Origin of the sequence: Streptomyces sp. enrichment culture (assembly GCF_964273145.1) — a bacterium.
Classification (GTDB): domain Bacteria; phylum Actinomycetota; class Actinomycetes; order Streptomycetales; family Streptomycetaceae; genus Streptomyces.
Window position 1 is genome coordinate 3654944 of sequence record NZ_OZ186873.1, and the last position, 13186, is coordinate 3668129.

General features: G+C 72.6%; 12 protein-coding genes. 5 read left to right on the forward strand and 7 right to left on the reverse strand.

Annotation, left to right across the window (positions count from 1 at the left end; all coding sequences use genetic code 11):
- Window positions 1-52 precede the first annotated feature (52 nt).
- Both ACSU6Z_RS16535 and ACSU6Z_RS16540 read left to right on the forward strand, forming a co-directional pair.
- Window positions 53-892, forward strand: coding sequence for an arylamine N-acetyltransferase family protein (locus ACSU6Z_RS16535; protein ID WP_437046484.1), 840 nt, complete (start codon window positions 53-55; stop codon window positions 890-892).
- Between the two features lie 143 nt (window positions 893-1035).
- Entirely contained in the window at window positions 1036-1983 is a 948-nt protein-coding gene (locus ACSU6Z_RS16540; RefSeq protein ID WP_437046485.1) for a hypothetical protein, read from the forward strand.
- Between the two features lie 86 nt (window positions 1984-2069).
- Here ACSU6Z_RS16540 and argS read toward each other — a convergent pair whose 3' ends face one another.
- The gene (gene argS / locus ACSU6Z_RS16545; RefSeq protein WP_437046487.1) at window positions 2070-3833 is read right to left on the reverse strand and encodes an arginine--tRNA ligase; all 1764 of its coding nucleotides are present in this window, start codon (window positions 3831-3833) and stop codon (window positions 2070-2072) included.
- A gap of 185 nt (window positions 3834-4018) precedes the next feature.
- On the opposite strand from argS, the gene lysS reads away from it, so the two are divergent.
- Entirely contained in the window at window positions 4019-5758 is a 1740-nt protein-coding gene (gene lysS, locus ACSU6Z_RS16550; RefSeq protein WP_437046489.1) for a lysine--tRNA ligase, read from the forward strand.
- 67 nt (window positions 5759-5825) lie between these two features.
- On the opposite strand, the gene ACSU6Z_RS16555 is transcribed toward lysS, so the two are convergent.
- The 3 genes from ACSU6Z_RS16555 to ACSU6Z_RS16565 form a co-directional block, all read right to left on the reverse strand.
- Window positions 5826-7181 (reverse strand): DUF2637 domain-containing protein, encoded by a 1356-nt coding sequence (locus ACSU6Z_RS16555; protein ID WP_437046491.1) that lies wholly within the window; start codon window positions 7179-7181, stop codon window positions 5826-5828.
- Window positions 7182-7339: 158 nt separating this feature from the next.
- Window positions 7340-8227, reverse strand: a complete 888-nt coding sequence (locus tag ACSU6Z_RS16560) for a DUF3558 family protein (RefSeq protein ID WP_437046493.1) — start codon at window positions 8225-8227, stop codon at window positions 7340-7342.
- 117 nt (window positions 8228-8344) lie between these two features.
- Complete coding sequence (locus ACSU6Z_RS16565) at window positions 8345-9235, reverse strand: DUF3558 domain-containing protein (protein WP_437046494.1); 891 nt, start codon at window positions 9233-9235, stop codon at window positions 8345-8347.
- A gap of 219 nt (window positions 9236-9454) precedes the next feature.
- On the opposite strand from ACSU6Z_RS16565, the gene ACSU6Z_RS16570 reads away from it, so the two are divergent.
- Window positions 9455-10648 carry an RtcB family protein gene (locus ACSU6Z_RS16570; protein WP_437046496.1) on the forward strand — a complete coding sequence of 398 codons (1194 nt, stop codon included), beginning with the start codon at window positions 9455-9457 and terminating at the stop codon, window positions 10646-10648.
- A 37-nt stretch (window positions 10649-10685) separates the two neighbouring features.
- Here ACSU6Z_RS16570 and ACSU6Z_RS16575 read toward each other — a convergent pair whose 3' ends face one another.
- A complete protein-coding gene (locus ACSU6Z_RS16575; protein ID WP_437046498.1) occupies window positions 10686-11462 on the reverse strand; it encodes an SDR family NAD(P)-dependent oxidoreductase in 777 nt (258 codons plus the stop codon).
- A gap of 346 nt (window positions 11463-11808) precedes the next feature.
- Entirely contained in the window at window positions 11809-12147 is a 339-nt protein-coding gene (locus tag ACSU6Z_RS16580) for a YnfA family protein (RefSeq protein WP_437046500.1), read from the reverse strand.
- Between the two features lie 250 nt (window positions 12148-12397).
- Between ACSU6Z_RS16580 and ACSU6Z_RS16585 the strand changes: the two genes are divergently transcribed.
- Entirely contained in the window at window positions 12398-12895 is a 498-nt protein-coding gene (locus tag ACSU6Z_RS16585) for a MarR family winged helix-turn-helix transcriptional regulator (RefSeq protein WP_437046502.1), read from the forward strand.
- An 86-nt stretch (window positions 12896-12981) separates the two neighbouring features.
- On the opposite strand, the gene ACSU6Z_RS16590 is transcribed toward ACSU6Z_RS16585, so the two are convergent.
- Window positions 12982-13176: a ferredoxin gene (locus tag ACSU6Z_RS16590; protein WP_437046504.1), complete on the reverse strand. Its 195-nt coding sequence runs from the start codon at window positions 13174-13176 to the stop codon at window positions 12982-12984.
- Between the last annotated feature and the right edge of the window lie 10 nt (window positions 13177-13186).

Genomic DNA, 13186 nt, shown 5'->3' on the forward strand with positions numbered 1-13186 from the left:
TCCGGCCGCGGGCGGAGGACGGGGCGGGCCGGTCTTCCGTACGGTGGGGGGCATGCCTGAGCCCGCGCAGACCACACCGTTCGACCTCGACGCCTACCTCGGGCGGATCGGCTGGGAGGGGGAACGGCGCGCCGACCCGGAGACGCTGCGGGGGGTGCACCTCGCCCACATCCGGTCCATCCCGTTCGAGAACCTGGACGCCGTCGGCGGCAGGGCGCCCTCCCTCGGCCTCGCCGACCTGACGGCCAAACTGATCCGCGACCGGCGCGGCGGCTACTGCTTCGAGCACAACACGCTGTTCGCCGCCGCGCTCGAGGCGCTGGGCTTCGGCGTCACCCGCCTGGCCGCGCGGGTCGTCGTGGGCGCCGACCGGATGGAGAGCCGTCCGCGCACCCACATGACGCTGCTGGTCGAGATACCGGGCCAGGCGCGGCCCCACCTCGCCGACGTCGGCTTCGGCGCGAGCGGCTCGCTGCTGGAACCGGTGCCGCTGACCGCCGGCACCGAGTTCCGCGGCGCCGGGCGCCGCCACCGTCTGGTGCACGCGCCGCGGCGGGGCCTGCTGGAGACATGGGTGCTGGAGGCGTACCGGCCGGCCGAGGGCGACTGGAAGGCGCAGTACGCGTTCACCCTGGAACCCTTCGAACACGTCGACTTCGAGGTCGCCAACTGGTTCGTCGCCACCAGCCCGCGATCCCCCTTCAGCCGCCGCCCCTACGTCCGGCGCACCGCCGCGGACCGGCACCTCCTCCTCGACGGCAGCCTCCTGACGGAGGTCCGCGCCGACGGGACCGTGACCGAGCGGAAGATGAGCGGGGAGGCGGAGATCCGGCGGGTGCTGGACGAGGACTTCGGCATCACGGTGCCGGAGGGGGTGGCGCTGCCGACGTGACCGCGCGGCCGGACGGACGGATGTGAAATGTGTGCCCCCCGCGTTTTGCCGGGCGGTCCCCGGGACAGGCCTCTGTCGGTTGCTCATACATAAGTTCGAGCTCCTTCGAGGGGAGCCCGACCTCACAGAGGGGGGAGACATCCGTGCGCACCCGCACAGGATGGAGACGCGCCCTGCTCGGCGCGCTGGCGAGCCTGACCGCGGCGGCCGGCCTGACGGCGGCCCTCGCCGCGCCCGCCCAGGCGGCCGGCGGCACACCGGTGGCCGTGACGAAGTACAGCCACACCAGCGAGGCCGGCGACTACATCGGCCAGGGCGGCAGCACCGCCCACACACCCGCGACGGCGACCATCACCGCCGGCGGCGACGCCGCGTACGTCCGCTTCCGGGTCCAGACCGACGACACCTGGTGGGACGTCGACCTCGCCGCCCCGGTGGGCGAGAAGCTCCACCCCGGCGTCTACCGGAACGCCGAGCGGGCGGCCTTCCGCACCGGCCGCTCCCCGGGCCTGGACGTGTCCGGCGACGGGCGGGGCTGCAACGAGGTCTACGGCCAGTTCTCGGTGAACCAGATCGAGACGGACACCTCCGGGGCGATCACCGTGCTGGACGCCACCTACACCCAGCGCTGCGAGCGCGCCGACGCGCCCGCCCTCAAGGGCGTGGTCAAGTTCAACGCGTTCCCGCTGAGGTACTCCTACACCAGTGACGCCGGCGACTACATCGGCCAGGGCCTCGCCCAGAACCACACCGGCGCCACCAGCACCTTCTCCCTGAGCCGGTACGGCGACGGCGTCCAGTACGGCGTCTCCGGCAAGCGGGAGTACTGGACGGCCCTGCTCACCCCGCCCACCGGCGAGCAGTTCGAGGCCGGCCGCACCTACCGGGCCGAGCGCAGCCACGGAACGGGCGTCGCAGGGCTCGACGTCTTCGGCAACGGGCGCGGCTGCAACCAGGTCACCGGCGAACTGACCGTCACCCGGCTGGCCCGCGGCGACGACGGCACGATCAAGGCGTTCGCGGCGACGTTCACCCAGCACTGCGAGGGCGGCGAGCCCGCGCTGCGCGGCACCATCCGCTACTACGCCTGACCGCCCCGGCGGCCGGCGCGCACGCACGACGCCCTCCCGGCGGCCTCGGCCGCCGGGAGGGCGTCGTCGCGGTTCCCGCGGTGAGGTCAGAGACGCTCGGGCGTGCGGATGCCCAGCAGCGCCATGCCCTGGTGCAGGGTGCGGGCCGTGGTGTCGCACAGGAACAGGCGGTTCTCCACCTGCTCGGGCGTCCCGGCCTTCAGCACCGGGCACTTGTCGTAGAAGGACGTGTACAGGGACGCCAGCTGGTACAGGTACGCGGCCAGCTTGTGCGGGGCGTACTCCGCCGCTGCCTCGGCGACCGTCTGCGCGAAGGCGTCGATGTGCAGGCCCAGGGCGCGCTCGGCCTCGTGCAGGGCCAGCTCCGGGTGGGCCTGCGGGCGGGCCTCGCCGGCCTTGCGCAGGATGGACCGGATCCGGGCGTAGGCGTACTGGAGGTAGACGGAGGTGTCGCCGTTGAGGGAGACCATCTGGTCGAGGTCGAACTTGTAGTCGCGGCCCGCCGACGTCGACAGGTCCGCGTACTTCACCGCGCCGATGCCCACCTGGGCGCCCCGCTCGGCGATCTCCTCCTCGGACAGGTCCTGCGCCTTCTCCCGGACCACGGCGGAGGCACGCTCGACCGCCTCGTCCAGCAGGTCCACCAGCTTCACCGTCTCGCCCTCACGGGTCTTGAACGGCTTGCCGTCCTTGCCGAGGACGGTGCCGAAGGCGAGCTGGTGCGCCTTGACGTCGTCGTTCAGCCAGCCGGCCCGGCGGGCGGTCTCGAAGACCATCTTGAAGTGCAGCGACTGGCGGGCGTCGACGACGTACAGGAGCGTGTCCGCCTTGAGGTTGAAGACGCGGTCGCGGATCGCGGACAGGTCGGTGGCCGCGTAGCCGTAGCCGCCGTCGGACTTCTGCACGATCAGCGGGACCGGCTTGCCGTCCGGGCCCTTGACGTCGTCGAAGAAGACGCACAGGGCGCCCTCGGAGCGGACCGCGACGCCGGACTCCTCCAGCAGGCGGCAGGTCTCGGCCAGCATGTCGTTGTAGCCGGACTCGCCGACGATGTCCGCGTCGCGGATCTCCATGTCCAGCTTCTCGAAGACGGAGAAGAAGTAGATCTTCGACTCGTCGACGAACTTCTGCCACATGGCCAGGGTGTGCGGATCGCCGGCCTGGAGGTCGACCACCCGGCGGCGGGCGCGCGTCTTGAACTCCTCGTCGGAGTCGAACAGCCTGCGCGCGGCCTTGTAGAGGCGGTCCAGGTTGGACATCGCCTCCTCGCCGCTGACCCGGGCGCCGTCGTGGTCCAGCTCGTGCGGGTGCTCGTCCAGGTACTGGATGAGCATGCCGAACTGGGTGCCCCAGTCGCCGATGTGGTGACGGCGGACCACGTTCTCGCCGGTGAACTCCAGCAGCTGGACCACCGAGTCGCCGATCACCGCGGAGCGCAGGTGGCCGACGTGCATCTCCTTGGCCACGTTCGGCTGGGCGTAGTCGATCACCGTGGTGCCGGGGCGCTCCGCGCGCGGCACGCCGAGGCGGCCCTCGGGGTCGGCCGCGCGGGCCGCGAGGTTCTCGGTGATCGCCCGGTCGGTGACCGTGACGTTCAGGAAGCCGGGGCCGGAGACCTCGACGTCCTGGATCACGTCGCCGGTGACCACGCGGGAGACGACCTGGGCGGCCAGCTCGCGCGGGTTGGCCTTGGCCTTCTTCGCCAGCGCGAGGATGCCGTTGGCCTGGTAGTCGGCCCGGTCGCTTCGTCGCAGCAGCGGGTCCGCGCCGGCGGCCTCGGGCAGGGAGGCGGCGAGGGCGGAGGCGAGGTGCTGCTGGACGGAGTCGCTGAGGGACGTGACCGGGGCCATAGGTAAGGGTGCCGTTCTCCTCGTGGAATGGATAGACGCGGCAAGTATCCCACGGGGGCAGAGCCGGGGGACAAAGCCGTTTTCCCGGTCGTGGGGACGTCTGGGAGGATGGGGAGGCCAGGGCTTCAGAGGGCCAGGACTTCCGCCCTCCCCGAGTTCCGAGAATCAACGAGAATCAAGAGGACGTGCCGATCGTGGCTCAGAGCACCGAGACCACCGACTGGGTCTCCCGTTACGCGGATGAGGTCATCGCCGAGTCGGAGCGCCGGGCCCCGGGCAAACCGGTCGTCGTCGCGTCCGGGCTCTCCCCCTCCGGGCCCATCCACCTGGGGAACCTGCGTGAGGTCATGACCCCGCACCTGGTCGCCGACGAGATCCGGCGCCGCGGGTACCGGGTGCGCCACCTGATCTCCTGGGACGACTACGACCGGTACCGCAAGGTCCCGGCGGGCGTCGACGGCGTCGACGAGAGCTGGGCCGAGCACATCGGCAAGCCGCTCACCTCCGTCCCGGCGCCGAAGGGCTCGCCCCACCCGAACTGGGCCGAGCACTTCAAGGCCGCGATGATCGACTCGCTGGCCGAGCTGGGCGTCGAGTTCGACGGGATCAGCCAGACCGAGCAGTACACCTCGGGCGCGTACCGGGAGCAGATCCTGCACGCCATGAGGCACCGCGGCGACATCGACGCCGTGCTCGCCCAGTACCGGACCAAGAAGGCCCCCGAGAAGAAGCAGCAGAAGCCCCTCGACGAGGCCGAGCTGGAGGCGGCCGAGGGCTCGGGCGCCGCGTCCGAGGACGACGGCAGCTCCGGCTCCGCCGGGTACTTCCCGTACAAGCCGTACTGCGGCAACTGCGAGAAGGACTTCACCACCGTCACCGCCTACGACGACGACTCCACCGAGATGACGTACGCCTGCACCGCGTGCGGCTTCTCCGAGACGGTCCGCCTCGGCGAGTTCAACCGCGGCAAGCTGGTCTGGAAGGTCGACTGGCCGATGCGCTGGGCCTACGAGGGCGTGATCTTCGAGCCCAGCGGCGTCGACCACTCCTCGCCGGGGTCGTCGTTCCAGGTCGGCGGGCAGATCGTCGGGATCTTCGGCGGCGAGCAGCCGATCGGCCCGATGTACGCCTTCGTCGGCATCAGCGGCATGGCCAAGATGTCGTCGTCCAAGGGCGGCGTCCCCACCCCGGCCGACGCGCTGAAGATCATGGAGCCGCAGCTGCTGCGCTGGCTGTACGCCCGCCGCAAGCCCAACCAGTCCTTCAAGGTCGCCTTCGACCAGGAGATCCAGCGGCTCTACGACGAGTGGGACCGCCTGGAGGCCAAGGTCGCCGACGGCACCGCCCTGCCCGCCGACGCCGCCGCGCACACGCGCGCCGTGCGCACGGCCGCCGGCGAGCTGCCGAGGACGCCGCGGCCGCTGCCGTACCGGACCCTGGCCTCCGTCGCCGACATCACCGCCGGCCACGAGGACCAGGCGCTGCGGATCCTCAGCGAGCTGGACCCCTCCCGACCGCTGGGCTCGCTGGACGAGGCCCGGCCGCGGTACGACAAGGCCGAGGCGTGGATCAACACCCACGTCCCCGCCGACCAGCGGACCGTCGTCCGCGACGAGCCCGACACCGAGCTGCTGAAGTCCCTCGACGACCAGGGCCGGGAGTCGGTCCGGCTGCTGCTGGACGGCCTCGCCGACCACTGGTCGCTGGACGGGCTGACCCACCTCGTCTACGGCGTGCCCAAGGTCCAGGCCGGGTTCTCCGCCGACGCCACGCCCAAGGAGCTGCCGCCGGAGATCAAGACCGCCCAGCGGTCCTTCTTCGCGCTGCTGTACCACCTGCTCGTGGGCCGCGACACCGGCCCGCGGCTGCCCACGCTGCTGCTGGCGGTGGGGCAGGAGCGGGTGCGGCGCCTGCTCGGCGAGTAAGTCCGCGTCGTACGACAGGGGGCGCCCGGTGTCCGCCGGGCGCCCCCTTCGCCGTACCCGCCGCCGGTCAGGCGATGTGGTTCTCCTCCAGCTCCGCGTTGAAGCGGGCGGAGAAGCGGTCCACCAGGCGCTTGGCGCCGGCGTCGGTCAGGGTGATGCCGAACGTCGCCTCGACGTTGTCGCCGAACTCGCGCGGGGTCGGGAAGCTGCCGTTGATCGACTGCTTGAAGACCTGGTAGTACGCCTCGTCGTCCGGCTCGGTCGCCCCGGCGGTCTCGGGGGCCTCGGGGGCTCCGGCCCCGGGGTCCTCGGGCCCGGGGGGCCGGACGCCGCCGCCCCCGCCCGGCTCGCGGGCGGCGGGGAGGGGGAAGGTGCCGGTCTCCTCCGGAGCGGGCTCCTGCAACGGGGGCTCCTCCTCGTACTGGTCCCGGTACTCCTCGGCGTGCTTCTGCTCCTCGTACCACTGGGCGTACTGCTCGGCCGGGTCGTACGTGGGGTCGTAGCCGCCCTGGTACGCGACCTGGCGCGGGGTGTTGAACCACGGGCTCTGGTCGGACTCGGTCTCGGGGGGCTCGGTCTCGGGGGGCGCGGTCCTCGGGGCGGAACCGGCAGCGGACCGCGGGCCCCGCCCGCCGCCGCGGCCGTCCTCCAGCTCGGGGCGCCGCCCGGCGGCGGGCACGGGCGCCCCGGCGGGGGCGGGCTCCTGCCGCGGGGGCGACGGGAGCAGCGCCGGCTCGATGCCCGCGGCGGCCAGGCCGGCGGGGGCGGTGTCGGAGAGGGGGACGCCGTAGCGGGCCAGGCGCAGCGGCATCAGGGACTCCACCGGGGCCTTGCGGCGCCAGGCGCGGCCGAAGCGGGAGTGCAGGCGGGCCTGGTAGACGAGACGTTCCTGCTCCAGCTTGATGACCTGGTCGTAGGAGCGCAGCTCCCACAGCTTCATCCGGCGCCACAGCAGGAAGGTGGGCACCGGGGAGAGCAGCCAGCGGGTGAGGCGGACGCCCTCCATGTGCTTGTCGGCGGTGATGTCGGCGATCCGGCCGACCGCGTGCCGGGCCGCCTCGACCGCGACCACGAACAGCACCGGGATCACCGCGTGCATGCCCACGCCCAGCGGATCCGGCCAGGCCGCCGCGCCGTTGAAGGCGATCGTCGCCGCCGTCAGCACCCAGGCCGTCTGGCGCAGCAGCGGGAAGGGGATGCGGATCCAGGTCAGCAGCAGGTCCAGGGCGAGCAGGACGCAGATGCCCGCGTCGATGCCGATCGGGAAGACGTAACTGAAGTCCCCGAAACCCTTCTCGAGGGCCAGTTCCCGAACGGCCGCGTACGAACCCGCGAAACCGATCCCGGCGATGACGACGGCACCGGTGACCACCACGCCGATGAGAATCCGGTGCATCCGTGTCAGCTGCAGTGGCGCGGCCACCCGTACCCCTCCCGTTGCGTGTCCTTGCGCGCAACAGAGTGGCACATGTGTTCAGGGGGACGGGTGGCCAGGCGGTCGCGGTGGCCGGTCCCGGGGCCTTTATCCGCTTCCTCCGACGCGGAGCGACGCGGCGCCGGCTCCTCCGCGGCAGCGCTCCGTCAGCGCTTCCTCACGGGCGACTCGGACGGGGAGGCGTCCTGCGACGGCGAGGCGCCGTCCTCGTCCTTCGCGGTGCCTTGGGAGGACGAGGCGCCCGTGGACGGCGAACCGCTCGCCGTCCCCGCGCCGTTGGCGGCCTTCACCGCGGCCACCACCTCCTTGGCCGCCTCCCGCGCGTCCTTCATCAGGTCGTCGGCGTCCGGGGTCTCGTCACCCGCCAGGCCTGCGCCGTTGTAGTCGAGGGTGACGACGACGTTCTCGACGCGCGCGACGACCGTCTGCTGCTTGAAGGTGCCGTCCTCCTTCTTCAGGTCGTAGCGCACGGCCGTCGCCTCGTCGCCCGTGCCGGCGACCGGCTCCGCCTTCACCTTCTGCGCGTCCTCGGTGGCCTGGGCGTCCTGGACCTGCTTGCGGTAGTACTCGCGCGCCAGGTCGTCGCCCGCGCCACGCGTGACGTCCGACTCGAACCGCAGCAGCGACACGTTCAGCCAGCGGAACTGCGAGCCCTTCACCCCGTTGTCCTGGAGGCTGCTCCAGGAGCAGTTGCCCCGGGTCCCGACATCGTTGGACGTGCCCTCCTTGCCGGACTTGCCGGCCTTGGGCACCAGGTCGCCCAGGGTGTCCTTCGACAGCACCTCGCACGGCTCCGGCAGCTTCGCGTACGCCGCCGGCCGCACCGTCGGCGAAGGGCTCGCGGACGCGGACGCCGACGCCGACGCGGTGGCCTTCGCCGCCTTGCCGTCGTCGCCACCGGAGTCGGAGGAGCAGCCGGCGGCGACCAGCATCACGGGGACTGCGGCCGCGCAGACGAGGAAGCGGGGGAGGCGTTTCGCTCGCTGGTCTCGCTGGTCTCGCTGGGCTCGTCGCTGCATGGTTCCTTCACTCATGACGCTCGTGGTTCCTGCGGTCCGGACGGGTTCGAGGGGTCACGGTACGCGGTGGGGCGGCCGGGCGGACGCGCCCGGGGAGCTTCCCGCGAGCACCGGGGAGGGGCCGAAGGAACGTCAGCCGCTCAGCGCGTCCGCCAGCCGGGAGGCCAGTTTCCGCGCCCTGTCCTGCATTTCCCCGCTGTCCGGGACGGTGCCGACCGTCGTCGGCTGCTGCGCGTACTCGATGGTCACGATGACGTTGGACGTGCGGAACGCCACAGTCACCGTGCGCTGTTCGGCCGCCGAGCCGGAGCTCAGCTCGTCGTCGAGGAACGCCTCGTCGCCCAGGCCGTCCAGGAGGCGGGACCGGAGGTCGGCGGTCGCGTCGCCGGGGGGCGGGGCCGCCGAGGCGCTTCCGGAAGCCGGGGCGGAGGAGGCGGACGAACCGGGTGAACCGGATGAAGCGGATGGATCGGGGGTGGACGGGCGGGCGGTGCCCGCGGCGGCGGACGGGGTCGTGCCGGAGCCGGACGCCGACTCGGACGCCGACGCCGACGCCGACGCCGATCCGGACGGTTCGGGGAGGTCGGCCGCGTCCTCCTTCCGCGCGAAGAGCCGCTCGGCCTCGCTGTCGTCGCTGACCGCGGAGTCGTACGACACCACCCGCTCGAAGTCGACGAGCAGGCGGTCCACGGCACTCGCCGACTCCACCTTCCAGCGGCAGCCGACCTTGCGGTCGGTGTCGAAGGTGAGCGTCGCCTCGCCCGCGTACGCCTTCTCCCGCTGTTCGTCGTCCGCGATCTCCTCGATGCCGGGCAGGAGCGAGTCCAGCGTGCCCCGGCTGATCGCGCCGCAGGGCTCGGGGAGCGTGTGGTACTTGCCCGGCTCGGCGGCGGCCGTCGTCCGGCCGGTGCCGCCCGGGTTGGCGTCGTCGGTCGTGCCGCCGTCGCCCGAGCCGCCCGTGCAACCGGCCAGCACCGCCGCGAGGAGGGCGGCGACGCCGGGTACGTACGCCTTCCGCTGCACGGTGGGGCTCCTCTCGACAGTGGCCCGGACCGGTGGGCCGTGGGGTCGGTCCTTCAGTGTCCCTGCTGGTTATTCGCTTGCCGCACGGGGGCGTCCCCCGGAGACAATGTGTATCGCACGCGCTGCCGTGGACGCCGGTCCGTTGTCCTTTTTCATCGACCCTGGCGCCGGTTTTGCGCTTCGAGACTTCTGTTGGCTTTCCGGGGGAACGAGGACGAAATGCCGTACGTGGAGATGCCGGGCGCGAAGGTGCCGATCCGCATGTGGACCGACCCCGCCTCGGTCGAGGACGTGGCGCTGCGGCAGTTGCGGAACGTCGCGACCCTGCCGTGGGTCAAGGGGCTCGCCGTGATGCCCGACGTGCACTACGGCAAGGGCGCGACGGTCGGTTCCGTCATCGCCATGCAGGGCGCGGTCTGCCCGGCGGCGGTCGGCGTCGACATCGGATGCGGGATGTCCGCGGTGAGGACGTCCCTGACGGCGAACGACCTGCCGGGGGACCTGTCGCGGCTGCGGTCGCGGATCGAGCAGGCGATCCCGGTGGGGCGGGGCATGCACGACGAACCCGTCGACCCGGGCCGGCTGCACGGGCTGGCGACGTCCGGGTGGGACGACTTCTGGAAGCGTTTCGGCTCGGTGGCCGAGGCGGTCAGGTTCCGTGAGGAACGGGCGGTCAGGCAGATGGGGACGCTCGGGTCGGGCAACCACTTCATCGAGGTGTGCCTGGACACCGAGGGCGCCGTCTGGCTGATGCTGCACTCCGGCTCCCGCAACATCGGCAAGGAACTCGCCGAGCACCACATCGGCGTGGCGCGGGAACTCCCGCACAACCAGGGCCTGGTCGACCGCGACCTCGCCGTGTTCGTCGCGGACACCCCGCAGATGGCGGCGTACCGCAACGACCTGTTCTGGGCGCAGGAGTACGCCAGGCACAACCGCACCCTCATGATGGCGCTCCTGAAGGACGTGGTCCGCAAGGAGTTCAAGAAGGCCAGGCCGGCCTTCGAGCGGGAGATCTCCTGCCACCACAACTATGTGGCGCAGGAGCGGTACGACGGCATGGACCTGCTCGTCACCCGCAAGGGCGCGATCCGCGCGGGCTCGGGCGACTACGGGATCATCCCCGGCTCCATGGGCACGGGTTCGTACATCGTGGAGGGGCTCGGGAACGAGAAGTCCTTCAACTCGGCCTCGCACGGCGCCGGCCGGCGCATGAGCCGCAACGCCGCCAAGCGGCGCTTCACGACCGGGGACCTGGAGGAGCAGACCCGGGGCGTGGAGTGCCGCAAGGACTTCGGCGTCGTGGACGAGATCCCGGCCGCCTACAAGCCGATCGAGCAGGTCATCGACCAGCAGCGGGACCTCGTCCGGGTCGTGGCGAAGCTGAAGCAGGTCGTCTGCGTGAAGGGGTGACGGACCGTCAGATCGCGGTCGCGGGACGCCGGGAGGGTCACGCCTCCCGGTGCACCTTCGTGTTCGAGGCCTGGGCGCGCGGGCGGACGACGAGGAGGTCGATGTTGACGTGGCTGGGGCGGGTGACCGCCCAGGTGATGGTGTCGGCGACGTCGTCGGCGGTGAGCGGGTCGGGGACGCCCGCGTAGACCTTCTCCGCCCGCTCCCTGTCGCCGCCGAAGCGGGTCAGGGCGAACTCCTCCGTCTTCACCAGGCCGGGCGCGATCTCGATGACGCGGACCGGCCGGCCGACGATCTCCAGCCGGAGCGTCTCGGCCAGGACGTGGGCGCCGTGCTTGGCGGCGACGTAGCCCGCGCCGCCCTCGTAGGTGCCGTGACCGGCCGTGGAGGAGACGACCACGACGGTGCCGTCGCCGCTCGCCTCCAGCTTGGGCAGCAGGGCCTGGGTGAGGTTGAGGGTGCCCAGGACGTTCGTCTCGTACATCCGGCGCCAGTCCTCCGGGTCGCCGGTCGCCACCGGGTCCAGGCCGAGGGCGCCGCCGGCGTTGTTGACCAGCACGCCGACCGTCTTGAACGCCGTCGCGAACTCGTCCACCGCGGCGCGGTCGGTGACGTCGAGCGGGTACGCCGTCGCCGAGTGGCCGGCCGCGGTGATCTCCTCGGCGATCGCCTCGATGCGGTCCTTGCGGCGGGCGGTCAGGACGACCCGGTAACCGGCCGCGGCGAGCTGCCGGGCCGTGGCGGCACCGATGCCGCTGCTCGCACCGGTGACGACGGCGATGCGGGAGGCGGCGGACGGGGCGGCGGCGGCCATGGGCTGCTCCTCGGTACGGGATCAGGGGGCGGTCGCCGCCCAGGGTAGGGGAGTGCGGGAACGGGCGGCCCGGGTGTCCGGTGTCCGGACGCGGGGGCCGGCGGGCCGTGGTCCGGCGCCGGTGGCCGGGGGGTCCGCTCCGGCTTGGGCCGGTGGCCGGTGGCCGGTGGCCGGTGGCCGACTGGTCCGGTGTCGGTGTCGGTGCCGGTGCCGGTGCCGGTGTGCCGTGGCTCGGTGCTGGTGCCGGTGTGCCGTGGCCCGGTGCTGGTGCTGGTGCTGGTGTGCCGTGGCCCGGTGCTGGTGCCGGTGCCGCTGTGCTGGTGTGCCGGTGCCGGTGGCCGGGTGGTCAGCCGCCGTTGCGCGGTGCCCACATGATCAGCGCCATGCCGGCGAGGCAGATCAGCGCTCCCGCGATGTCCCACCGGTCGGGGCGGTAGCCGTCCGCGACCACGCCCCACAGGATCGATCCGGCGACGAAGATCCCGCCGTACGCGGCGAGGATGCGGCCGAAGTGGGCGTCGGGCTGGAAGGTGGCGACGAAGCCGTAGGCCCCGAGGGCGAGGACGCCGCCGGTCACCCACAGCCAGCCGCGGTGTTCCCGCACGCCCTGCCAGACCAGCCAGGCGCCGCCGATCTCGAACAGCGCGGCGACGGCGAACAGGGCGGCGGAGCGGAGGATGAGCATGCGGGCAGCTTCGCACGCCGCGTGCCGCCCCCCCCGCCCGCCGTCCTTCCGCCGCCCGCAGCCCGTCCTCCCGCCGCCCGCCGTCCTTCCGCAGCCCGCCGTCCGCCGCCCGTCGTCCGTCGGCGGTGGCGCGGCAAGGGGGGGCGGTGCCCGGCCGTGTCACCTGTTGGGGGGCGCCTGGCATCGGCTCCACGGGGGATACATGGGGGACGCCGGCCGCCGCGCGGTGCGGCCGGGAAGGGTGAGCGGGATGAGCGGTGCGAGCGAAGGGAACGGCGCGGCACGGGAACGGCTGCTGGACGAGCTGGCCGCCGTCTCCCGCCGGTACCTGGCCTCCTACGCCCTGTTCACGCAGGCCGCCGCCGACCGCCTGGGCCTGCACCAGACCGATCTGCAGTGCCTGAACCTGCTCGTGCTGGAGGACGGGGGACCGGTGACGACCGGCCGGATCGCCGAGCTGACCGGGCTGACGACCGGTTCGGCGACGCGGCTGGTGGACCGGCTGGAGAAGGCGGGGTACGTCGTCCGGGAGCGGGACGCGGCCGACCGGCGGCGGGTGCTGGTGGCGACGGTGCCGGAGAAGATCGCCGAGTTCCGGCGGACGTGGGAGCGGCTGGGCGACGGCTGGGTGGGGCTCTTCGACGACCTGGACGAGTCGCAGCTCGCGTCGCTCGTCGCCCACCTGCGGCGGACGGCGGAGTTCAGTACGGCCCGGGTGGCGCGGCTGCGCGCCGGGGATGTCCCGTAGTACTTCGTCACACCGAGTGATCTGAGCCGCTCGCGGTTCGGCGAGCGAGGCGCCCACGACGACCAGTTCGCGACGGCCGCCGGCTTTCATGGGGCGGCCGAGACGGTGACGGCGCGGACCGGGCAGGCGGCCGCGGCCCTCTCGGCCCTGTCGAGCAGCGCGTCGGACGGGGCGGCCTCGTACGTGAGGTGGTCCTCGTCGTCGAAGGAGAAGATCTCGGGTGCCGCGAAGACGCACTGCCCGTAGCTTTCGCAGAGGTTCGTGTCCACGGTGATCTGCATGGTCGCTCCG